Origin of the sequence: Chitinophaga sp. (genome assembly GCF_035538455.1) — a bacterium.
GTDB lineage: Bacteria > Bacteroidota > Bacteroidia > Chitinophagales > Chitinophagaceae > Chitinophaga.
Window position 1 is genome coordinate 1 of record NZ_DATLKJ010000020.1, and the last position, 25,108, is coordinate 25,108.

General features: G+C 45.6%; 14 protein-coding genes. 1 reads left to right on the top strand and 13 read right to left on the bottom strand.

What is annotated here, in order from left to right:
• From VM802_RS01805 to VM802_RS01850, 10 genes are all read right to left on the bottom strand, one after another.
• The coding region (locus tag VM802_RS01805) for a TonB-dependent receptor plug domain-containing protein (RefSeq protein ID WP_325527343.1) at positions 1–736 on the bottom strand (736 nt) is incomplete at its 3' end.
• Between the two features lie 604 nt (positions 737–1,340).
• Positions 1,341–2,783 carry a SusD/RagB family nutrient-binding outer membrane lipoprotein gene (locus VM802_RS01810; RefSeq protein WP_325527345.1) on the bottom strand — a complete coding sequence of 481 codons (1,443 nt, stop codon included), beginning with the start codon at positions 2,781–2,783 and terminating at the stop codon, positions 1,341–1,343.
• Positions 2,784–2,801: 18 nt separating this feature from the next.
• On the bottom strand, positions 2,802–6,047 hold the full coding sequence (locus tag VM802_RS01815; protein ID WP_325527347.1) for a SusC/RagA family TonB-linked outer membrane protein: 3,246 nt from the start codon (positions 6,045–6,047) through the stop codon (positions 2,802–2,804).
• A 441-nt stretch (positions 6,048–6,488) separates the two neighbouring features.
• Positions 6,489–7,001: a hypothetical protein gene (locus VM802_RS01820; RefSeq protein ID WP_325527349.1), complete on the bottom strand. Its 513-nt coding sequence runs from the start codon at positions 6,999–7,001 to the stop codon at positions 6,489–6,491.
• Positions 7,002–7,035: 34 nt separating this feature from the next.
• Positions 7,036–8,754 carry a SusD/RagB family nutrient-binding outer membrane lipoprotein gene (locus VM802_RS01825; protein ID WP_325527351.1) on the bottom strand — a complete coding sequence of 573 codons (1,719 nt, stop codon included), beginning with the start codon at positions 8,752–8,754 and terminating at the stop codon, positions 7,036–7,038.
• A 28-nt stretch (positions 8,755–8,782) separates the two neighbouring features.
• Complete coding sequence (locus VM802_RS01830) at positions 8,783–11,941, bottom strand: SusC/RagA family TonB-linked outer membrane protein (RefSeq protein WP_325527353.1); 3,159 nt, start codon at positions 11,939–11,941, stop codon at positions 8,783–8,785.
• Between the two features lie 251 nt (positions 11,942–12,192).
• Positions 12,193–13,644 carry a RagB/SusD family nutrient uptake outer membrane protein gene (locus tag VM802_RS01835; protein ID WP_325527355.1) on the bottom strand — a complete coding sequence of 484 codons (1,452 nt, stop codon included), beginning with the start codon at positions 13,642–13,644 and terminating at the stop codon, positions 12,193–12,195.
• A 41-nt stretch (positions 13,645–13,685) separates the two neighbouring features.
• Positions 13,686–16,760 carry a SusC/RagA family TonB-linked outer membrane protein gene (locus tag VM802_RS01840; RefSeq protein ID WP_325527357.1) on the bottom strand — a complete coding sequence of 1,025 codons (3,075 nt, stop codon included), beginning with the start codon at positions 16,758–16,760 and terminating at the stop codon, positions 13,686–13,688.
• Between the two features lie 501 nt (positions 16,761–17,261).
• On the bottom strand, positions 17,262–17,960 hold the full coding sequence (locus VM802_RS01845) for an IS1595 family transposase (RefSeq protein WP_325527359.1): 699 nt from the start codon (positions 17,958–17,960) through the stop codon (positions 17,262–17,264).
• Positions 17,961–18,229: 269 nt separating this feature from the next.
• Positions 18,230–20,620, bottom strand: coding sequence for an efflux RND transporter permease subunit (locus VM802_RS01850; RefSeq protein WP_325527361.1), 2,391 nt, complete (start codon positions 20,618–20,620; stop codon positions 18,230–18,232).
• Positions 20,621–20,785: 165 nt separating this feature from the next.
• On the opposite strand from VM802_RS01850, the gene recO reads away from it, so the two are divergent.
• Positions 20,786–21,523, top strand: coding sequence for a DNA repair protein RecO (recO, locus tag VM802_RS01855; protein ID WP_325527363.1), 738 nt, complete (start codon positions 20,786–20,788; stop codon positions 21,521–21,523).
• Here the strand turns inward: recO and VM802_RS01860 are convergent.
• The 3 genes from VM802_RS01860 to ftsH all read right to left on the bottom strand — a co-directional run bounded on the left by VM802_RS01860 (position 21,488) and on the right by ftsH (position 25,046).
• A complete protein-coding gene (locus tag VM802_RS01860; RefSeq protein ID WP_325527365.1) occupies positions 21,488–22,306 on the bottom strand; it encodes a UDP-2,3-diacylglucosamine diphosphatase in 819 nt (272 codons plus the stop codon). The genes recO and VM802_RS01860 overlap by 36 nt on opposite strands.
• Positions 22,307–22,368: 62 nt before the next feature.
• Positions 22,369–23,010 (bottom strand): LutC/YkgG family protein, encoded by a 642-nt coding sequence (locus VM802_RS01865; protein WP_325527367.1) that lies wholly within the window; start codon positions 23,008–23,010, stop codon positions 22,369–22,371.
• 8 nt (positions 23,011–23,018) lie between these two features.
• Positions 23,019–25,046, bottom strand: coding sequence for an ATP-dependent zinc metalloprotease FtsH (gene ftsH, locus VM802_RS01870; RefSeq protein ID WP_325527369.1), 2,028 nt, complete (start codon positions 25,044–25,046; stop codon positions 23,019–23,021).
• Between the last annotated feature and the right edge of the window lie 62 nt (positions 25,047–25,108).

The window sequence follows — 25,108 nt, forward strand, 5'->3', positions numbered from 1 at the left end:
GGGGCTTTCCCTGTTTACCTCTTTTTGTAGTGATGAGGATAACGCCGTTGGCTGCACGGGAACCGTAGATAGCGGTAGCAGAGCCATCTTTCAGTACTTCCATGCTTTCAATATCGTTAGGGTTGATATCTCCTAACGGGTTATTAGGTGTAATACCGCTCTGGCTGCCGGTTACAAAAGGTACTCCGTCAATTACATACAGCGGATCAGCACCACTTGTCAATGAGTTTGTACCACGGATACGGATACGTGCCGGTTGTCCCAGTACGCCGCTTGGCACAGTAGCCTGCACACCAGCTACCTGGCCGGCCAGCTGGCGGTCGATACTCGGAGAAGCAGCGTTCTTCAGATCTGCGCCTTTGATACTGGCAACAGAAGCCGTCAGGTTTTTGCGTTCAATTGTACCGTAACCTACCACCACCACTTCACTTAATCCTTTCTGGTCAGTGGACATTTGTACATTAACAGTACTTTTACCAGCAACGCTCACTACCTGGGAAACAAAGCCAATAAAGGAAAATTCAAGAGATGATACTTTTTCAGACGCATTCAGTTTAAATGCACCGTTGACATCTGTGAGAGTACCACCAGAACCGTTAGCCAACTTTACCGTTACACCTGGTAACGGTGCACCGTCTTTTGCGTCGGTAACTTTACCGGTGATTGTTCGTGTTTGACCCAGCACCTGCAACGTACTGATGGCCACGAACAGCCAGAGAAGCAATCCTTTCTTCATAAGCGATTTTGATTTGAAAAAATAAAAAAGTTTATCCGTAACCATCCCTGGTCAACAGGCATAGCAAACCCCTTAAGGCATTATGCCTTTGATTTCGATTTTAATTTGGTCCAACTGAAAAGAGAATATGTAAACAGGTTAGCAGATACTTCCGCCATAGCTACTGTACATCAGTATCCTTTTCTTCATAAGCAATAAAAAATATTTAACATAGTTACACCCCATTGTAGCTTTTCAGTACGATCTGGTTAGATTTTGGTAGTTGCAACGATGTCAGTGGCCGTATTACTATGATTTCCGTAGCATGTAAATACGCGGCAAACCGGACGAAATAATTGAAACTACTGATTGCAGGGAATTTAGATTTAGACTTATCCCATAAGCATTCTAGCGATTGAATAGTTTTGATATACACCTTTTGTTTCTGCCTATTTTGATTCATAATAGGCACACTGTTGATTCTTGATTCTGGTCCCATGAAAATTTCATGATAGGGACAAATATAATTAAAAATGAGAAAAATCTAATTAACATTTTCATGTTACAAAAAAAGGGCTGCCCATCCGGGGCAGCCCTTTTTAATTTATCAGGAAGGATAGCTTACTTATTCAGTACCACCTGCCCACCAGATTTTATCTTTAAAGAAATTCACCTTAGGCACATTCTTGGAGTTTGCAGAAGTTTCGCTGAGCGGATAAGGAAATCTTTCGACGAAACCATACACTGCCAGATTATTATTGGGATTGTGCAGCTGTGGTACCCTCGTTCTGCGATAGTCATTATATGCTTCAATGGATTCTGCTTCATAGAAAGAGATGTATTTCTGAGTCAGCACCTCTTTCAGATTATCTGCGGGAGTAGTACCCAGCAAGGGAAGCACCTGGCTGGTATAATAGTCATCTGCACCACTTACTTTATAATAAGCGAAAGAAGCACGGATAGCGTCCAGCAAAGCAGGTTTGAAATCCTGACCTTTTTTGGCTTTCAGCTCTGCTTCAACGAACTTCAGTTCGTGGTACGTCATCAGTGGAGTCGGTGCGATCTGAGCTGCAGCGTTATCGGTAGTAGACAGCAGAGATACTGAATATCCAGTCTGTGTTTGCTCAGAGGCCCCGTTCGGCGCAGGCACAATCTTTCCATTTGACAATGGCTGGAAATAAGCCTTCATACGCGGATCCTTGCGTGCATCCATCAAGTCGTACAATGTTTTGCTGACAGAGAGGTACTGACGATCTGCAAAAAACTGGTACCACGGATTTTCTCCGGTAGCGGTACGCTGATAAGCATTAAACAGAAACTCGCTCTCTGCGCTTTCAAATCCTTTGGAAATGCAATCCAGGGCTTTATCTGCGGCATCAGGCACAACGTTGGAGAGATGCAGGTAATATCTTGCTTTGAGGCTCCAGGCGGCCTTGATCCAGTTGTCAGTAGATCCTTTATAGATCAGGTCAGTTTTACCGAGACTGGCTATAATACCGGATGGTGTTTCCTGCGTGAGATTAGTGATAGCGTTGTCCAACATCGGCAGGATCACTTTCTGGTAATTATCCTGCTGTTTGTCATAAACAGGCTGAAAATTCGCCATGCCTTTCAGCGCCTCTTTGAAAGGAACCTGTCCCCACATATCAGTAGTGATGGCGAGGTTGTAGGCAGTGAGTACCTGCGCTATACCCAGGGTAGCCTTATTCTCCGGCTCAGTACCACCAGGAGAACATTTCCTGATGATATCATTCAACGTCATCAGGTTATCATAAACAGCAGTCCAGGCGTTGTTGAGTGAAGACGAATTCAGACCAGTTCTGTCATCAGCCTGGAACATCTGGTTGTAAGTACCGGCATTATGTTCGATGAATACAGACGCATACCAGGCGATATCCGTACCAACTGTACCCGCGGCAGTTTCAGTCGTTACGGTGGCAATCAGGTTTACCGCTGTCACATCCTTCGGATCATTCCGGTTCTCGTTTATTCTATCCATTACGTCATCCGAACATGCAGCAAAGGATAAAGCAATCACTGATCCGGCTATATATTTCCAATATTTCATAATCGCTTGTTTTTAAAATTAGAATGTAAGATTCAGACCAATACCAATGCTACGAGTCTGTGGCAGAGACATATAATCGAAACCTCCCTGCATATTACCGTTACCCTGAGATGCTTCCGGGTCGAAGTTGGGCATCTCAGACCATAACAGGATGTTACGTGCAGATACAGCCAGTGATGCAGCCTTGAAGACCCTTGTACGCTGGCAGATATTTGACGGCAAATCAAAGGCAAGAGAAATTTCTCTCAGTTTGAGATAACCGGTTCCATAAACACCTGCTTCTGAAATAGTACTCATCAGGTTGTAAAGTTCTTTAATTCTATCAGCGCCTTTAATCTCTCCTTTGAAGGCAGTACCACCTGTACCGTCAGGCTTCAGTGTGGAATAACCTACACCTTCGTAATTAATAACATCTGTTGCGCGGTTTTCAGTACGTTTGGAAGTACCATAGAAATCCATCAGCCTGTTGGCGCCGGAGAACATCTGACCACCTTTTTTCCATTGCAGCAATACACTCAGACGTACAAATTTATATCGCAGGGTAGTGTTGTAATCCATAATAAAGTCAGGGGTAACATTACCGATCACTTTATTGTCAGTAGCCTGGATAGGCATACCATAGCGGGCTTTATCGTTAGGATCGTCATTCAGCACCAGCTTGCCCTCATTGTTACGCAGATAGGCCGTTCCGAAGATAGAAGGATAGGAATAACCGATAGCAGCACGTACCTGTGGGTCAGTGAAGCCACCGAGAGAAATGTTATCCACACCTTCAGCGAGGTTCACCACCTTGCTGATCACTTTTGAATAGTTAACATTGAGATTCCACTCAAAGTCTCTCGTTCTAACAGGTATCAGTTTCACACTCACCTCATGTACACTGGCAGACATTTCACCACCATTACGATATATTTGCGTAAAGCCTGTAGAACCAGCCATCGGCACAGCAAATATCTGATCGATGGTATTCTGTTTTGTATAGGAGTATTCGATACCAATACGGTTCTGCAGGAACCCTAACTCAGCGCCCATCTCAATAGCACGGGTATTCTGCGGTTTGAAGTTAGGATCGTACAAGGAAGGGTTGGGGCTGAAGCCAACGAGGGAATTGAAAGGATATTGGATACCATCGCTCAGGAAGCCGCCGGAAGCAGTTAAATGCTTTTTATAAACCGGAGATACGAAGGTACCCGCTGTTCCCACCTGCGCGAGAGACACACGTACTTTTGCATAAATATCTTTGCCCTGCAGGGAAGGCAGTTCGCTCACTACCCAGGCCAGTGATCCTGAAGGGTAGAAGAAAGAACGTTTTCCTCTGGGCATAGAAGAAGCATAATCATTCCTGGCAGCGATATTCAGATAAACCATTTTTCTCCAGTCCAATCCTGCACTCGCATAGAAACCAACGGTTCTTTTCTTAAACTGCTGTTCAGTACTGATCACGCTGGAGGCATTGTTCAGGTTGTGAAAACCTCCGGCAGACAAACCAGTACCGTCCTGCACCATCAAACGGGTATAACTGTCGTTGATCTCAGAACCAGCCAGCGCTGTCAGTTTGAAATCAGTGCTCAGTTGTTTGTTATAAGAGATGTTTAACAATGAGTTGAATGTACGGTTGATAAATGCACGGTTGATAATTTCACCGCCGCCCGGAGCAGTAGAAGAAGGAACAGTATTGGAGGTACTAGGCGCACCAGTAACTGCTGAACCTACTTCGTATAGCTCGGCCATATCAGTAGTATAAATATCTGTACCCAGCTGGTAGCGTATATTCAGATCTTTGATCGGATCGTAGGAAATGAACGCGTTACCGAAGATCCTTCTTGTTTTTTCATTGAAGGAGTTAAACTGATTTGACCAGTACGGGTTATCGAAGGTACCACCACGATAAGAGATCTGTTTGTAAGGATTACCGGCTTCATAAGCAGGCGTACCTTTCATATCATAGCTCGAAGGCGCGCCATAGATCTGAAACAGGATACTGTTATTACCGGTTGGCAGTTTGTTAATATTAGTATTTGATAGGTTAATGCTTGTTCCTACTCTTACTTTCGGGCTCAGGTTGAAAGTACCGTTGAACTTGGCATTGAAACGCTTCATATCAGTGCTCGGGATAATACCTTTCTGGTCAGTATTCCCGAAGCCAAACGCGTAGTTACCGCGCTCGCTCGCCTGAGACATATTCAGAGAGGTGTTAAAGGTATGTCCTGTCTGGAAGAAGTCTTTCGGGTTATTGTAAGCCTGTGGGGTAACCCATGCCTGCTTCTGCGGATTCCAGTATTTACCTCTTGTCTGGTCAGTAGGCGTCTGGTTGTTGAAATCGTTGGGTACGTTACCACCAAACTTTGGATCATCAGCGAGTTTGCTGATTTCAGGACCCCATGACTGGGAAACGAAGTTATTGAAGGTCTTGTTGTTATTACCCTGTGCGTACTTGTTCTGTACATCAGGCAGCCTGGAGATATTATCGAAAGAGTAGTTGCTGGATACGGTGATCACAGGCTTGCCGGCTTTATTGCTTTTACCGCTTTTGGTGGTGATCATCACCACACCATTCGCAGCACGCATACCATACAGTGCAGAAGCAGCCTGACCTTTCAGTACGTCGATGCTTTCAATATCATTGGGATCAATATCTATGGAACGGCCTGCAAAGTCAGTACCGGTAACGCCACTACTAGCCACATCAAAGTCAGGTTTACTGTTGATAGGCATCCCATCCACTACATACAGCGGTGTATTATCTGAATCAAAGAAACGGGGACCACGGATCAGGATCTGTGCAGATGCGCCAGGCATACCGCTGGAAGCTCTTACTTCCACACCGGATACTTTACCCTGAATAGCTGTAGCTATATTAGGGTTGGCTGCACGCACCAGCTCTTCTGATTTTACTGTTCCTACAGAATAACCAAGCGCTTTTTTCTCTCTGGTAACACCGAGCGCCGTTACGACAACTTCGCTGAGTTGTTTGTTATCTGTGCCCAATTGCGCATTTACTACATCGCCAGTAGCAGCAGTTGTTTTCTGTTCATAACCGATAAAGGTGAAAATAAGTGTTGCATTGGCGGGAGCATCAAGCTTATAGGATCCGTCAGGACCCGTTACTGTTCCAACTCTAGTTCCTTTCACTGTAACAGTAACTCCCTGAAGGGCAGTGCCATCTTTGGCATCAGTTACCTTGCCCCTGATCGTTCGGGATTGTGCATAGGCATGCAGCACACTGATGGCCACGAGCAGCCATAAGAGTAGTCCTCTTTTCATAAGCAATTTAGATTTTAATAAATTTTCTCAGCTAAACTTTAGCAGAACAACAATGCGCCAGTCAGGATCTCTGACGACATTCCCATGGATAACAGGTATTCACATATACTGGAGAAAAAAGACTCAGGAGATCTGTTTATTCTCAGCATAGGTTCCAAACAACATCATAAGCAAATTAGGTAGCGTTAAGCCGGGTCCAACTTCTAAAGTTTAGATTTTGATCTACAATTGTTAAATAATTTTTAAATAACCATATGCAATATATAAATTATTACAGGTTTTCAATAATCTGCCCCGCATAATTTTCTTCAAGGAAACATTTACTTTTTATCTTGATAAGAATAAACTTCAGGATCACTTCGCTGCAAGCCTTTACCCATAAAGGGAAAGCCGCCCCGGCTTACCAGGGCGGCTTTGAAAATCGTGTATACCTCAACGTTACTATTTTTTTGTGTAGGTGATCTGTAAGCTGCTACCCGGGTAATTGGGTGCATCAGGGCCATACGGATTTGCAACGTTAGCCTTACTGAACATAGTAACTACCAGGCCGCTGTTGAGCGTTACATCAGCTCCTATCTCGAAGAAATCGCCGGAAACAAGGTCCGCAGCATTCTTACCAAACAAGGCTGCCAGCTGCTGCGCAGTTACAGTAATTGAAGTAGGATAGGTGGTAACGTCTGCCTGCAGCACTTTCACTACATCATAATTTGCGTTTAATGCCACAACCACATCCATTTTCTTTGGCTTGATATCGTTTGGAAATAGTAATCCTACATTAAAATTTCCCTTGAAGGTATTCACATCGCCAATACTTGCGTCAGAGCCCTTTACAATCTGAACCAGCGGAATAGGCGACTTCTCCAGTCCATCAGGCAGCCTGGGGTTCTGGTCTTTCTTACAGGCTGCTGAAAACACGATTGCGAGTAGTATAAATAAGTTAAGTAGTCTGTTCATAATTCATTTTTTAGATCAACATAAATCAACCTCATTACTTATCCCAGAATACGGGAGTAGTTGCAGGTGGCTTCTGTTTAGGTGCATTTTTGTTTACGTTCAGGTCATCATTACTCCAGGGCAGCGACAATGGGAATGCCCTGCTCAGCTGCACAGGGATAGAAGGCTGTGCCCCTGGCCTGGTAGGATCACCATTGATGGGTGGCTGCAAGCGTCCTCCCGGCGCCTGCGTAGGATCACTAGGATTAAATATTACCGGATAACCAGTACGCCGGTAGTCGGTATACTGATCATTACTGTTACCAAAGCTGGAAATCCATTTCTGTGTCATTATCACTTCCAGCTTGCCGGCGGCATCTTTCGCATCATATTCTGCCAGTACTTTGTTAACATAATCACTGGCATCAGTACTGCCAGCCAACACGGGAATACCGGATTGTTTTGACGCCGCCGTCACTACATAATCCACCAGGTTAAAAGCTTCGTTGATCGCATCTTTTAACTTGTCTCTTGCACTTCCCGGCAGCAGGCCTACCTGACGCAGTTCCGCCTCAATAAACAAACGATCTGCATAGGTCAGCAGCCTGAGGGGTGCTGCACCGGTACCGCTGGTACCATCCACCTGTACAGTGTCGAGATTAAACCGGCCACCAACAGGATAGATGCCAAACAACGTCATTGACTGGTCCTGCGAAAAATCACGATTCACACTCACGGAGCCAAACGGTATACTCAGAAAACCACTATCCCTGTAATCTGTAGGGTTCTGGGCGGGTTGGTCAAATGTGAGTTGCTCATAGAAATAATATGGTATCCTGGGGTCTCTGATACCAGTAAATATCCGCTTGTTATACCCTCTCAGTATTTCATAAAACCAGGGGCTCTGATAATGCGTCTTCTGCCCGGCAAAGTATTCGCTGAATCCGGGATTACGGTCATCCGGTGTTGTACCGCGTCCGTATGGGAACATGAAGCCATTGGCTGTTGAGCTGATGAGACTTCCGCCCACCAGCGCCTGTACCTGACCACTTACATCCTGTACCAGTCTTACCTGGTTATACATTTTCAACTTAATAGTATTTGCCAATGCAATCCACTTTCCGGCATCACCGCCATAAAACAGATCGTCACCGGATGGCACCAGTGTATTGGCAGCACCGGCATCCTTCAGATTAGCAATAGCCTCATCCAGCAGCGCAAACAGTTTGGGGTATATCTCTGCGCCTTTGTCATACTTTGGATAAACTATGCCGTTGCTCAGCAGCTTGTTGGCCTCAGAAAAAGGCACATCCGCAAAAGCATCTACAAACTCGCTGATGGCATATGCTTTCATGATCTTACCTATGCCGGCATAAATCATATTCCCATTCTTTGTAGCCTGCGCAATAAGCGCTTCTGTGTTCTGTAAAGTACCGAGAACATCAGAACCCACCTGCGCAGGAGAACTGCTATACATGCCCTTCCATGAGCCGTTGATGGAGAAATCGTTTCCATCTGCACCATACTGGTCCTGGTCTTCCCTCACAGTAATCTGGTGCATGTATACAGACGTTACTTCCGTAAGCCCCCTGGCCCCGCGGTTGTCATTATTGAACCCCAGCGCATAAGACAGCCCTTGCTGCGATGGAGGCAGCAGCCTGTTTTCAGATGTTTTGGATGCAAAGTTGGGATCCGTGTTAATATCAAGAAACCCCTTGGTACATGCAGTTAACGTGACCAGCATCCCGAAAAATATATAGATCGACCTTTTCATAATTTCCTGTTTTGAAAATGTTCACCAATTAGAATGTAACCTTGAGATTCACGCCATACCTGCGCGTAGTGGGCGCAGCAGACAATTCAATACCCTGTGTGGTTGTATTACCAAAGCTGTTGGCCTCAGGATTGAAATTGGTGTATTTGGGAAAATTAGGCGCTACATACCAGAGGTTTCTGCCGGTTAATGTAACTGTGAGACTACCGATAGGCGTTCTCTGGAACCATTTCTTCGGCAAGTCATAGCCCAGGGTTACTTCACGCAATGTATATACGGTAGCATCATATACATTCCATTCTGTAGCAGAATTGATGGCAAAAGATTCTCCGAAATACAACTCGCGCAAACTCACACTGGTAGTATTGCGGATCTGCTCACCCTTACTGTCCAGTATGGGCTTGCCGGTATTCCCATCTCCGTAATAACCAGGAATCACATAACCCGTTTCACGATCCCTGGTATCTTTGGTTACACCGCGGCCTAACAGTGAGCTCACCGTTACAGAATACATATCGCCACCCTTGGTGAGATCAAACAAGGCGCTCAGGAAAACACCCTTGTAGTTGAACGTAGTATTCAGCCCCGTCTTAAAATCAGGATTGGGATCACCGATCATTTGCTGTTCCGGGTTTCTGATCAGCAGGCCGGTAGCCGGGTTGATCAGCAGGTTGCCTTTGGCGTCACGGTAATCCACGGTACCCCTTAGATAGCCGAAAGGCTTGCCTGGCTCAAGATATGGGGATATCTCTGTCAGGATATTGTTCAAAGGAATCCTCTCTACACCCGGTAGCAGAGATACCACTTCACTCTTGTTCTTGGTGAACACCCAGTGCAGATTCCAGGTAAAATCTTTTGTCTGCACAGGTATTACGTTCAGGTCTATTTCCACACCTTTATTACTGATCTTTCCAAAGTTCTCGAACAACTGAGTAAACCCTGAAGAGGCTGGGGTGGTAATCGCTGCAATCTGGTTGGTGGAGCTGCGATTATAGTAAGCAGCATCCAGCGCTATTCTTCTGTCGAAAAATTCGAGCGTGAGCCCTACTTCAAAGTCCTGTGTAAACTCAGGTTTCAGTTTCGGGTTGTTCGAGGTGGGCGATTGTATCACGCCGGGCACACCCAGTATGGGGTTATTCAGCAGGAATACGTTCTGCAGCGAATATTGGTTGGCATCCCGGCCTACTTTAGCCCAGCTGCCCCTGATCTTACCAAAGGTCAGCACCTTGTTTTCCATATTAAATGCTCTTGTAAATATAAAGGAGGCAGACACACTCGGATAGAAATAGCTGCGATTGTTCGTAGGCAGGGTAGACGACCAGTCATTTCTGCCTGTGACGGTCAGGAACGCAAACTGTTTGTACGCAAACTCAAGGTCTGCAAATATGCCCCAGAGGCGCCGTTGCTGGTAAGTGCCGTTACTGGGCAATATAGATTTGGTATTGGTGATCGTATAAATGCCGGGGGAAATGATTTCATTACCCAGTATCACCTGGTCACGGGTTGTACGTTGGTTAACGTTGTGCCCGAGTATTGCCTTAAAGTCAAAATCCTTATTCTTTAATTTCGGTGTGATAGTGGCAATCAGGTTGGATTCTATTTCCTGGAACTGATAGTTCTCTTCAATGATCCTTCCCTTTCCTTCTGCCGCACGTGATCCGATGTCTGTTACCTCTCTGCGGAACAGGTTATTGGTATTGGTACCTATCTGATAAGATAGATTAACAATGTCATGGATGTTATATCCGAATTTGATACCCGCTACATACCTGTCGGTGTTTGTTTTAACTGTATTGTGCCTGAAAGACCATAACGGGTTATCATACTGAGCGTTACTCGTTGAAACCGGGAACCCGTTTGCATCTTCAAAAGGTAACCCTGCAATATTCCAGTTCCTCGCCAGGAAGAGGTTACGCGCGAAAGAAGAAGCGGATCCGTCCACCTGGTTTTCACCGAATACGCTACCTACCTGATTCGTTCTCGAATAGGCGAAGTTGGCGCTGACGGTAAGCCCCACATTAAGTCTCGTTTGTCCGCCCACACTGATGCTTCCGCGGTTGAAAGAGGAAGCAGGTACATAACCGTCCTGTGTAAGATAAGAAGCGGTAGAACTGATAGATGATTTTTCATCTCCACCATTTACAGATACTGAGTTCTCAAACACTGAACCCGTTCTGAATAGATCCTTGACGTTATTGGGATATGCCTTATAAACAGTTTTCCCGTTCGGGAACAGATTCGGGAATGCATTCCGGTAATCAGGCCAGGCTGGTATAGAATCCCGGGTGCCAAACTTAGGACCCCAGGAACCATTGGCATTGGCATAAGTAAAAAGGGAACCTGCACCGTAATCATTCTGATACTTGGGCAAACTAGCCACTCTTTCAAATGCAAGAGAAGAGGAATAGGTCACTTCAAGCCCCTTGCGTGAACGTCCTGCACTACCTGATTTTGTAGTAACGATGATAGCACCGTTGGAAGCTCTTGAACCGTAAAGCGCCGCTGCAGCCGCGCCTTTCAGTACCGTCATGGATGCAATGTCGTTAGGATCAAGGGAAGACAGACCACTTGAATAAGCACCGCCACCCGATGTCTGGCTGGAGGTAGTTACCTGGTCGTTATTGTAAGGAATCCCATCCACCACGATCAATGGTTCGTTGTTACCAAAAAACGAAGTATTACCACGGATATTAATGCGCGTTGCCGCACCAGGCGTACCCTGTGAGGTTCTGATATCCACACCGGCCACCTTACCCTGTAAACCTTTCAACATGTCTGGCTCAGACTTCTGCAGTATCTGGTCAGGCTTTACACTGGTCACAGAATAACCAAGGGCCACTTCATTACGCTTCAGCCCCATAGCGGTTACCACTACTTCGCCGAGCTGTTTCTTGTCTGTTTCCATCGTCACATTGACGGTATTCTCTGTACCCACCGTCACTTCCTTGTTAAGGTAGCCAACGAATGAAAATACCAGCGTAGCCCCGTCTGAAACGTTGCTTAGCTTGTAAGAACCATCTCCGGACGTGAATACGCCCTTGTTTGTACCTTTTACGACTACGGTAACACCAGGTAAAGGGGAGCCGTCTTTTGCATCAATTACTTTACCATTGATCGTTCGCGTTTGGGCTACCGCATTGAGGATGCTGCTGCCCACGATCAGCAACATTAGTAGCACTGTTTTCATAAGCGATTAGGTTTGATTGATAGATTTTTGATTGATAGACCTTAAAAAGAGATAACACGCGAAGAAGAAGAATTGTTGAAGAAATAATTTAGGTAGGATCACTATCTTTTTGAGGCTCCGGTCAAAAGCGAATGGGGCTATATTTCAAAACATGTGACCACAATCACATTTTACTCATTTATCTGACAGGCACAAAAAAAAGCTCCCCCGCAGCAGCGAGGGAGCCTTTTCATCACTCAGTTTATAAAAAACTATTTTGGATAACCTGGATTCTGTACCATGTTAGCGTTGGCATCTACCTCTGTCTGTGGGATAGGGTAAGCAACACGGAAGTTGTCTGGTTTAACTTCCATATTAGGAGGCAGGATAGCGTCTTTATCATTGATGATGCGGACGTCATTCTTTCTGAAAAGATCTGTCATTGCCTGACCTTCACCTACCAACTCAAGTCTTCTCTGCTGTTTGATCTCCGTAATAACGGCAGCATCGGTTACATTACCGGCATATGGCGCCAGGCCACGTTTAGCACGCAGGGTATTGATATCTGCTACTGCGCCTGTAAGGTTCTTCATTTCAGCATAAGCTTCTGCGCGGTTGAGCAGCACTTCGCTTATTCTGAGGATCTTCACATTCACCATACCAACAAATCCCTGACCATTACCTTGCCATTTAATAAGGTAGTTGTTACCATTGAACAGTTTGATCAGTGATCTGCGGGCATCTTTCACATCGAGGATGCTCATGAAGCTGTCAGAGAGGCGGATATCACCATAGCCCTGAACGGAAGAAGCCGGATCTTTGGGCAGGTAGATATAGCCAAAGTTATTGGAACCTCTGTTTTCAGCAGTCAGGAAACGAAGACTGAAAATATCCTCTGAAGTTGGATTGTCAGCAGTATATGCAGCCAACAGACCATCTGCTTCCCACAGGGGGTAAGTACCAATCAGTTTGCTTGCTTCGGCAACAGCGTTGGTCCAGTCGCCCATGTATACATACACGCGTGACAGCAAAGCGGTAGCAGCTTGTTGTGATGCTCTGAAAGAAGCCTGAGTATTGGGCTTGCTGGCAGGAGCCAGTTGCTGCGCCTGTTTCAGGTCACTGATGATGAAGTCGTAAGTTTCCTTTAAAGTATTACGCTTAGGCTTCAGTGTATTTGGAGCTGATTCTGCTGCTTTTGTGATCAGCGTAATACCCGAGTTCTCTGCATTCGGATCTACCTTGCCACCACCAACAGCTGTGCCGGTGTACGGTCTGGTATATCTTCTTGTGAGGTCCAGGTGAGCAAGCGCACGCATAAAATAAGCTTCACCTTTGTAAGGAGAAGTGTTGGCATTGGTTGGCAGCTTGTCAATGATCACACTTGCCTGGTTAGCTACGCGGTAAGCATTCAGCCAGGTTTTAGTCTGAGGAGACACCAAAGGCAGGTATAAATACTGGAACTCCTGGATGAAACGGTTTGAGTTGTCACCGGTAATCTTCATATCAATACCACCCACATCGGTGGTTACCATAAAATCACGACCATAATACTCAAGCTCCTGTGCTTTTTCATACAAACCATTGGCCAGCAGCTTCACATTGCTCTCATTTACAGCCACCCCATTTTCCTGCGCGTCTGAAGGGGCCAGGTCCAGCTTGTCATTACAAGCTGAAAAAGTAACCACAGCAGATAAAGCCAGTATAGAAAGTTTAGAATATTTCATAATCAATTAACTACAATTTTTTGTTAGAAGAACATCTTCGTTTACAAACCCACGTTTATACCAAAGGTGATAACACGTGCAGTAGGGTAACGCCATGCGTCGTTTCCACCATTGGTAGTAGCGATGGAAGCCGTGCTGTTCGGAGACAGCGGGTTGGTGTTGATATCCGGATCCCATCCTTTGTAACCAGTGAAAGTCAGGAGGTTCTCAGCCTGTGCGTATACGCGCAGTGACTGCAATTTCATGTTTGTCAGTAAACGCTTAGGCAGTGTGTAACCCAGGGTTACGTTTCTTACCCTTGCATAAGACACATCTTCCAGGTAGCGCGAAGAAACGCCGCTGGAACCTGTACCACCGCCACCATAGATTGGTTTAGGCCTGTCGGAGATATCACCTTTCTGTTTCCAGTAACCCAGCGCATCTTTCGATTGGTTACGCAGGTTGGCGCCATCGCTCTCCAGGTTCATGCGGTTGTAGTTGTATGCTTTGTTACCCGCGCTGAAAGTGATGAAGATGGATAAATCAAACTCTTTATAGTTGAATTTGTTGGTGAAACCGCCGGTGATCTTAGGCAGTGCCTGACCAACGTACCCACGCTGTGCTTCGCCTACATTTTTGGTAGGTACGCCATTCGGACCAACCCACAAAGGAGAGCCTGTTTCAGGATCTACACCATACCATAAAGGCATATACCAGGAACCATACGCACGGCCCACTTCAATACGCTGTCTGGTACCGGCAGGAATAAACTGCAGGCCCCCCAGAGACAATACCCTGTTACGCAATGTAGCGAAGTTCAGGTCTGTGCTCCACTGGAAGTCTTTGGTGGAAACAGGGATAGCGCCCAGTGTAATTTCAAAGCCCTGGTTCAGCATTTTACCCACGTTCAGGTTCATCACATCGTAGCCGGTTGTCATAGACAGTGGCAGCTGCATCAGCAGTGCAGAAGAGCGCTTGTCGTAGAATCCGATGCTACCATATACACGTTTATTGAAGATGCTGAAGTCAAGGCCAACATCAAACAGGTTCTGTTTTTCCCAGCTCAGGGCAGGGTTGGCAGGCTGGTTGGCATAACCGGCAGCTACACCATTGTAAGCACCGTTGAAGCTGTACAGTCCCATATAAGGATAGTCGCCCAGGCCTTCAGCGTTACCCATGATACCATAGCTGGCACGCAGTTTCAGGTCGTTCAGCCAACCAATAGATTTGGTGAAGTTCTCTTCAGTAATGCGCCATGCAGCACCTACAGAGTAGAAGTTACCATAACGGCTGTCTTTAGGGAAACGGGAAGAACCATCCCTTCTGAAGCTACCGCTCAGGAAATATTTCGCTTTATAATCATAGTCAGCTTTTGCAAGGATACCATGGAAAGCATAGTTGTTTTCCTGACCCAGTACATCAGCAGCAACAGCACCTACGTTAGGCACCTGCAGATCACTGTTAGGGAACATATTCTTACTAGCCATTGTCCATGACAGGTTGCGGTAAGAGTATTCATTACCAGCCAGTAAACGGATGCTGTGATCTTTACCAACATTGAAGTTGTAAGTCAGCAACTGCTGTGTGGTATACAGCCCGGCGTTAGTGTTTACATTATATAATGCACCACCGTTGTTACGTCCGTCGTAGGTGTTGGGAGAGGTCCATTGTTTCTCACGGATACCGGTAAGCTCTGCGTTACCTTTTACCACGAAACGGAGACCATCTATGATGTTATAACCCAGTGCGATGTTGAATACGGTCTGAGTATTGTAGTTCTTGGTGTAATTCTGCTGAATGGTGTGCACGAAGTTACCTCCCTGTAATGTAGGACGGAAGGCATCAGGAATGTCTCCAATTCCGCTCCAGGTGCTGGAACCAGGAGAACCTGGCAGGTAACCGTTGTAAACGTTACCATTAGCATCACGTGAAGGTATCCAGGGAACCTGTGTCATGGCTCCACCGAGAGGAGAGGAATAGGTATTACCTGGAGAAGCGCTGCGCTGATCGGTATAAGAACCGCTCATTTTAACGCTCAGGTCAAACTTCTGATTGAACTTATGATCTACGTTCACACGGCCTGCATAACGGCTGAAATCACTACCGATCAGGATACCCTGCTGTTTGAAGTAGTCACCGGAAGCATAGAATGTTGTTTTTTCATTACCGCCGCTGGCATTGATGCCATAAGACTGTGTTTTACCGGTGCGGAATGCTTCGTCCATCCAGTTGGTGTTATAATCAGCCAGGTGATCAGGACGGTATTTCAGAATCTCAGCATCAGTGTATTTGCCAGTGTTCTTCAATGCCTCACGCTGATAAGCCAGCAGCTCAGAAGCGTTCATCATTTCGATTTTCTTAGCCAGTTGCTGGAAACCGTATTTACCATTGAAGTTGATTCTGCTCTGACCTTTTTTACCGGTTTTAGTGGTAATTACTACCACACCGTTAGAACCACGGGAACCGTACAGTGCAGTTGCAGACGCATCTTTCAGGATGCTGATGTTTTCAATGTCTGCCGGGTTCAGGTTGGCGATGATGTCCTGGCTGGGAGTATTCTGTGTCAGGTCACCAGTAGACATTACCACCCCGTCCAATACATACAGCGGGCTGTTGCTGGCAGAAATGGAACCGATACCACGGATCCTTACTTCGGTTTTAGCACCAGGCTGACCGGAGTTGGTGGATACCGCAATACCAGGCGCATTACCTTGCAGCATCTGGTTCACATCCGGCAGCGCAATGTTGTTGATCTTTGTTCCGCTGATAGATGCCACAGCAATAGTGGAGTTGATTTTTTTCTCAACGGTGTAACCTGTTACGACTACTTCATCGAGGCTTTTAGAATCCACTTTCAGCTGGATATTCAGCTTTTCAGCGGTGCCTGAAGCAATCTCCTTTGTTTCATAACCAATAAATGATACTACCAGAACTGCATTGTCGGCAGCCTGAAGACTGAACGAACCATCCGGTGCGGTGGCAGCGCCTTTGCTTGTACCTTTTACCTGAATGGTGGCACCAGGTATCGGAGACCCGTCTTTTCCATCGGTAACTTTCCCCGTTATCGTGCGGTTCTGCGCAAATGCCTGTCCGGCAAGGAAAAACACGGACAGGAGGAGAAATAGAACTTTCCTCATAAGCATGATTTTGTTTCCTGTTTTTTAACCTTCAATTATTAGATCTATATCAGAGCTTTTAACTCTAATTCATTTTGGTTCACCGTAAATAAATAGTGTTGACTAACCTTTGTGGAGACTCTTTGATGTTGGCTTGTTGTAACGTATCATACAGTACGAGATATACAATGACGAAAAATTAAGCACCTCTGTTGCGATTTATTCAACAAATAAATCGCAGAAGTAATTAACTTCCTGTCCATAAGCAGTTTCCTTAACAAAATTTCAACTCGGCTGTAAATATAAACTTTATTAACAAAAAATTAAGCTGGGATATTTGGCCATAACATTTAGATAACAATTTTTTAACTTATCGTTAACATATTAACAATAACTAAATGTTATAACAAAATGATTTAAAACAAGCGGCAAGAATACCGCCTGTACTCATCAACCAAAATCTAAATCGAGATTAAGTTTATCCCCTCCACCTTTTTCAGGAAGAGGGGATATAATATTTTATCAAGATAATGTAAGCGGATATGCCTTTAACAATTCCAGCAGTACCGCATACAAATCTTCATTTCTGTGGTTAAACCTGTATTCACACTCCTTTAAGTGCAAATAAGCTGTATTCCGGTTCAATCCCTTGAACTTGGCCAGCCGGTGCTTGGTTAGGCCCCAGAAAGCGTCAATATCATCCATCAACGGAGCTCCCTTTACATCGCTGAAAGAGTTACCCAATCGGTACAAACGATATTGACCCAGGTCTACAACACCGCTGAATCTGCGCAGACGCTCCGTGGCCTCCAGGGTCTCCAGAACGGAGCGCCCCCTGGTAGCAGCATGGATCATCGATCGGCTTACGTCAGGAAGAATTTCGGTGTGTAACCGGTCCTGTGTTTTGCTGATTCCAAAAATCACAGGTTTTACCAGCTTGCTTACGCCGGGCTTCACAGCCACCAGCGTGTCGCTGTCATTATCGGCATGGGTTTCTACCGATGGGCTGCAAACAACAACGTGAGCAGGCACAGGATGCAACGTTTCGCAGTAGCGGGCGATCTGGTGTCGTAATTTCTTCAGGTAGCTGTTGATAGTTACCCTGCTTACACCGCTGATATTGGCTATCTGGGTTGCAGTGAGATCATCGGCAAACAGCCGCAAGATCTCCTTAAATTTGCGCTCAGATAAGTGAGCACCCTTTAAGTACTTGTTTTTCATGAACTAGTGTGGTTAGAATGGCATTATAAACCTCATACTTTTTTATGGGTATCCACACGGCTTTTATACAAACGGTGATAATGGTATTTGAATGTTACCCACTAGATTATTTCAGGATTGTTTTTTGTCCGTTTTAGCTAAATTATTGTGGTGGTTTAGCAGTAACCTTAACCTGTTCTACCCATCCCTGAAAAGGAAAAGCGGGCCCCCTAAAGGATCTCCCGCTTTCAATCAGTTCCGGTGAACATCGTTTTATCGAATCACCTTCGTCAGTCTTTTATTTCTACATCCTCTTCCTCATCCAATACCTTCCATAATTCCTTTTTCCTCGCTTTCTTCAACAGCGCTTTTTCCATCCACAACAGCAATGCGGGCAATATCGTGAGATTCGTGATCATCGCCACAACCAGCGTCAGCGATGTAAGCCATCCGAGCGCCTTCGTGCCTCCGAATCCTGAAAAACTGAAGATCATGAATCCCGCAAACAGGATCATCGATGTGTAAATAATACTCAGTCCGGTTTCGTGAATCGTTTGCTTTACGGTAGCACTGATATCAAAATCATGCCTCGATAGCTCCTGCTTGAAGTTCACCAGAAAACGGATCGTTACGTCTATAGCAATCCCCAACGCCACACTGAACACCAGTACAGTGGAAGGTTTCAGGGGTACGCCTGCCCAACCCATAATTCCCGCAGTTACCAACAGCGGAATGATATTCGGAATCAGCGATATAAGCAGCATTCTCCATGAACGGAAGAGATACAGCATACACAGCATAATCAGCACAAATGCCAGCAGAATACTCTCTGTAAGACCATTGATGATGAATCTTGTTCCCTCCTGAAATATAACACTGGTACCAGTAAAGGTTACCTTATAATGTGCAGTGTCAAATATCTCCTTCACTTTCGGCTCCAGCGAATCAAGCAGCAGCGGCAGTTTCTGAGAGCCCACATCTTTCATGTTCACACTCAGACGGGCCACCTGCCTGGTGCTATCCATAAAGGAAGAAACCAGCTTCGAGAATGTAGATGTGGCGCCATTCGCATTAGCTGAGCCTTTCATGCGCAGATATGGCGCCAGGAAGCTCAGGTCAAACTGGTTAGGCACCGCATAGTTGGAGCTGTCGCCATTGTAATATGCCTGCTTCGCAAATTTGATACCTTCCACCACAGACAATGGTCTTGCAAAATCCGGCTGCGAAGATATCAGCTTCGTAAGCTCATCCAGCTTATTCAACGTCTGAAGGTTAATCACGCCATTCTTCTTTTTAGTGTCTACCGCAATTTCAAGCGGCATCACCCCTTTGAAGTTCTTCTCCAGGAACTTCAGATCCATATACAATTTATCTGTATGCGGAAGATCATCTAACATATAACCCACAGACTGCAATCTGCCCATTCCCGCTATAGACAACAACACCAAAGCTCCGCTTACAATGTATATCCATGGCCGGTATTTAAACACCAGTGTAGTGAGGAAATCAAGTACTTTTCCGAAGAACCTGTTCTCGAGATAATTTGTATGTTTTGTCTTCGGCTCAGGCAGATAGCTTAATACCGCAGGCAGGAAGATGAAAGATATCAGGAAGATGAACATGATGTTCAATCCTGCTACTACGCCAAACTCTTTGAGGATGGCACTGTTGGTAAAACAGAATACACCAAATCCGATAGCCGCTGTAATGTTGGTAAACAACGTAACAATCCCCATGCGCTGTATCATACGCATCAACGCACGCGTTTTGTTGCCGTGCTTCGCGTATTCCGTATGATACTTACTTAGGAAATACACACAGTTCGGAATCCCTATTACGACTATCAGCGAAGGAATTAACCCCGTAAGCAGCGTGATCTTATAACCCATCAATACAATGGTAGCCACAGACCATATCACACCGATTGCCACCACTACCATAGACATCAGCACTGCGCCAATGGAACGGAAAAACAGGAACAGGATCAGCGCGGTGAGCAGGAACGAGATCTTCAGAAACAGTTTCAGTTCATCCGCCACCTTAACGGCCATGACTGTACGAATTAATGGCAATCCGCTCAGATACACCTCTGTATAATGCTTCTCTTCAAAAGCTTTGGCCAGCTTTGTTACTTCTTCCACTACCTTGGTACGCTTAGGCGAGTTGAAGACATCCTTGTTCACATAAATCGCCATCAGGTAAGCATGTGTATCCGGGTTGTACAGTAACCCTTTATAGAACGGTAATGTTTTAAAAACACCGGAAATACTATCGATAGAAGTCTGGTCAAAATGATCTCCTTTAAACAGCAGACTTGCCTCCAGTTTCTGGGAGCTATCATTTTTGATCAAATTGATTGCCATCGGCACACTCATGATATTCTCCACTGCAAAAACATTCTTCATGTCTCTGTTCAGCTTCACATAATCATTAAAGAAATCTGCCTGGAAAAACTTATCGGTTTGCACAGCCAGCATCAGTACATTACCGTCTGTGCCGAATTTCTTTTGAAACTGCTGAAATGCAAGGTACTTTGGATTATCATGCGGTATGGTAGATACGTACTCATAAGACATCTGTACCTTACTCGCGAAGTAGGCCATAACGCCGGTACTGGCCAGCAATAAAAGGAGAAGAGTTAACCGGTATTTCAGCACCAGACCTGCTAAGCGTTGCCACATAAGGATTTTTCAATTTGTTAAATGGGAGTAAAGGTAAATAAAAATAGCCATTGGCAGGTAGCTTTTAGCCGCTCATTCCCCCACCGCTCCGGTAATCATCTTTTCACTAAATTGCTACCTTTACAATTATTAAACGCTGATAACTGATAGCTAACTGCTGCAAAAATGTTACACAAAACACGTGGCATCGTACTACGTACCGTGAAGTATGGAGACACCAGCCTGATCGTAGGTATTTTCACAGAATTATTCGGCATGCAATCCTATATTGTCAATGGCGCGCGCTCATCCAAACCGAAGGCCGCCAAAGGCAACCTGCTGCAACCCGGTAATATACTGGAGCTGGTGGTGTATCATAACGAAATAAAGAACCTGCAACGGATCTCCGAATTCAAGCTGGCATACATTTACAATGCCGTGCACTTTAATGTGGTTAAAAATACCGTTGCACTTTACATCATCGAATTACTGCAGAAAAGTCTGAAACAACCGGAACAGCACCTGGAACTGTACTATTTCACAGAAAACACATTACAGCTGCTGGATATATCACCTTCGCAAACAACAGCCAATCTGCCACTCTATTTCACCCTGAAACTGGCGGAACATATGGGTTTCAGGCTCAACGGCCACTATTCCGAATATACGCCCTACCTGGACCTCCAGGACGGCACTTTTACCGACCTGCCGCCACATCACTCCAACCACCTCGAACCAGACAACAGCGAGCTTACAGACCGTCTGTTTGGCTGCCATGAAGCACAGCAACTTGAAAGTATCAATATGAGTAAAGAAAAGAGAAGAAAGCTATTATATGCCTATCTGGACTTTCTGCGGCTGCATATGCCAGACTTTACTGAGCTGCACTCACCGCCCATTCTGCACGAAATTCTGGACGCCTGATCTGGCGGCCTTCTCACCTGCTTCAGTAAAGAATTTCAATGTTGCATGCTGTCCGTCAAATACAACATAAGAGAAGTAGTTGAGCCAGTCGCCAAGATTGATATAATGGCTGTTTTCGCCCACTTTAATATCAAGTGGAAGATGACGATGCCCGAAGATAAAATAATCGAAATGCTCGCGTTGCAGCACTTCCTTACTATAAATGGCCAGCCATTCCTGGTCTTCTCCCAGGAATTTTTCCAGCTCCTGGCCTGTGGCAGCACGACTCTTGCGGCTGAAATAATTAGCCAGCGAGATACCCGCCACCGGATGGATACATGAAAAGAGCCAGCGGCAGAAAGGATTACGGAAAATCTTCTTCAGAAATTTATATCCATGATCTCCGGGACCAAGCCCATCGCCATGGCCGATATAGAATTTCTTTCCGGCAATGTTATAGGTCTGCGGCTCATAATACACGGGGATATTCAGCTCATCTTCAAAATAGCCGTCCATCCACATATCATGGTTGCCAATAAAAACTGATATACCAATACCTTTGTCAGAGAGGGTAGCCAGCTTGCCTAAGATACGGCTGTAGCCTTTGGGGATCACATGCTTGTACTCAAACCAGAAATCAAAAATATCACCTACCAGGAAAATGTGGTGGGCATCCTGTTCGGCCTGCTCCAGCCATTGAATGATCAGTTTCTCCCGTTGCCGGCTGGCAGCAGGATCTGGTGCACCCAGATGGAAGTCCGAAGCAAAATATATTTTCTTATTGGCTGGTAAAAGTAAGTCCATGAATTAAAAAGCCATTAGCTTTAGCTGTCAGCATTGGGTCATAGGATCACGCAAGCTGATAACTAAAAGCCGACATCAACTAAAAATACGTATACTTCTTTAGGCCCGTGGACACCTACCACCAGTGTTTTTTCAATGTCTGCTGTTCTGCTGGGGCCTGTAGCAAAAGAAACAACAGATGGTAAATCATTCCCGTACTTATCTTTCAGTCTGTTGAAAGCATCCTTCAGGTCGAATACCAACTGGTGTGTATAGGCGATGATGATGTGAACGGGAGCGTATATTGGCAATGCTCTGCCACTGGCCTGTGCGGCGCTTAAAACCACTGTACCGGTACGTGCAACCAGCAGTTCACAGTCAGTGATAGCGGCATCTGCTTCATGCATATTGCCTTTATTCAGAAACGGCAGTTCTTCCCAGCGCAGTGTTTTCAACAGGGAAGGTGTCTGGCATACAACATTCTGCCATTCCTTGTTTTCTGTAAGCGCACGCAGGTTATCGATAAGCTCTGCTTTGCTGGTACAGAAAACAAATTTCCCCTGCAGCCTGGCAAACTCTTCTGCAAACTTCAGCTCAAGTCCTTCATTCTCTGTCTTAAAAACAGAAGAGTTGCCCTCCGAATTAGGGAAGGGCAACTGTACTGACTGACTTAATGCATTCCGCACTCTCTTGAGAATATTTTCCTTGGCAGGAGAAATCTTCATATTAATAGTTACGCATTAGCAGGTGAAGGTGAAGGATTGATGATGTCTGACGGGTGTACGCCATCCGTAGTCATTCCATCCTTGTTCAGATGATGCTCCTTATGTGTATCATAAGGGCGTTTACCGATCAGCCTTTCAAGGTCTGCCTGATAAAGTACTTCCTTCTGCAACAATTCTTTGGCAAGTGTTTTCACCTGTTCCATTTTCTCGCTGAGCAGGTTCTTGGTCCTTACATAAGCCGTATCGATCAGCTTCCTCACTTCTTCGTCGATCATCTTGGATGTTTCTTCGGAGTAAGGTTTGGTGAAAGATTGATCACTGTTAGGATCATAGAAGGATACATTACCTACTTTTTCGTTCATACCGTAAACGGTCACCATAGCGTAGGCCATGCGGGTGATCACCTGCAGGTCGTTCTGAGCGCCGGTGGATATTTTACCAAACACCAGTTCTTCTACGGCACGGCCGCCAAGGGTCATGCAGATATCGTCGTTCAGTTGTTCGGTATTGTACAGGTATTGTTCTTTAGGGAGATACTGTGCATATCCGAGCGCAGCCACACCGCGCGGTACAATGGTTACTTTCACCAACGGGTTGGCGTGCTCCAGGTACCAGCCACAGATAGCGTGTCCGGCTTCGTGATAAGCGATTACTTCTTTTTCTTCCGGAGAGATGATCTTGTTTTTCTTTTCCAGACCACCGATCACACGGTCAATAGCGTCATTGAAGTCATCCATTTCCACCTGTGATTTACCCTTACGGGCTGCGATGAGAGCCGCCTCGTTACAAACGTTGGCGATATCGGCGCCTGCAAAGCCAGGTGTCATGGAAGCCAGTTTCTCCACATCCAGGTTAGGGGAAGTTTTGATAGGCTTCAGGTGCACTTCAAAAATTGTTTTTCTTCCTGCCAGGTCTGGTTTATCGATGGAGATCTGACGGTCGAAACGACCGGGACGCAGCAACGCGCTATCCAGTACATCCGGGCGGTTGGTAGCAGCGAGGATAATGATACCGCTGTCTGTTCCGAAACCATCCATTTCCACCAGCAACTGGTTAAGGGTATTTTCACGCTCATCGTTACTCATCATCACGTTCTTTCCTCTGGCACGACCGATAGCATCAATTTCGTCGATGAATATGATACAAGGTGCTTTCTCGCGGGCCTGTTTGAACAAGTCACGCACACGGCTGGCGCCCACCCCCACAAACAGTTCCACGAAGTCTGAACCGGACATGGAGAAGAACGGAACCTGTGCTTCGCCTGCCATCGCTTTAGCGAGCAGCGTTTTACCAGTTCCCGGAGGACCTACCAGTAACGCACCTTTTGGAATCTTACCACCGAGAGCGGTATATTTCTTCGGGTTTTTGAGGAAGTCCACGATCTCCATTACTTCTACCTTTGCTTCGTCCAGGCCGGCAACATCGTTGAAGGTGATGTTTACACGGGTGCCTTTATCAAAGAGGGTAGCTTTGGATTTACCAATGTTGAAGATTCCGCCCGGACCACCGCTACCACCAGCAGGGCCGCCCATTTTACGCATCAGCAGTATCCACAGACCAATGATCAGAATAATCGGCAGCAACAGCTGGAAGATCGGTTCAAACCAGCTCTGACGCTCTTCGTAAGAGATCTTTACCTGTTGTTCCAACGGAATACCTTCCTGGGCTTTATCTATATCTTTCTTGAAAGACTCCTCGCTGCCGATAGAGAAGCGGTAATGAGGACCCAGATTGGCGCCGCCAAATTTACTTTTGGCAACATCGTTGAACTTAGGCTGTTTTAAACTGTCTTGTTTAATGTAGACATCTACATATTTCTTATTGATAACTATCAACTTATCTACGTCTCCAGGTTTCAGGTAGTTGAGCTGAAACTCCTGGAAGCTGATCTCTTTCGTAGGGGATCTGAAATCAAAAAAGTTCATTGCCAGCAGTGCAATACCTATAAAGGCATACACCCAGTATATATTGAACTTCGGTCCTTTCTTAGGCGATTTTTCCGAACCCTTGTTGAAGTTATTGCCTCCTTTTTCCATAATCTTTCGCTCCTTTACGGATGTTTATTGCAATCAGAATTATAAAATATTAATACTTTCTT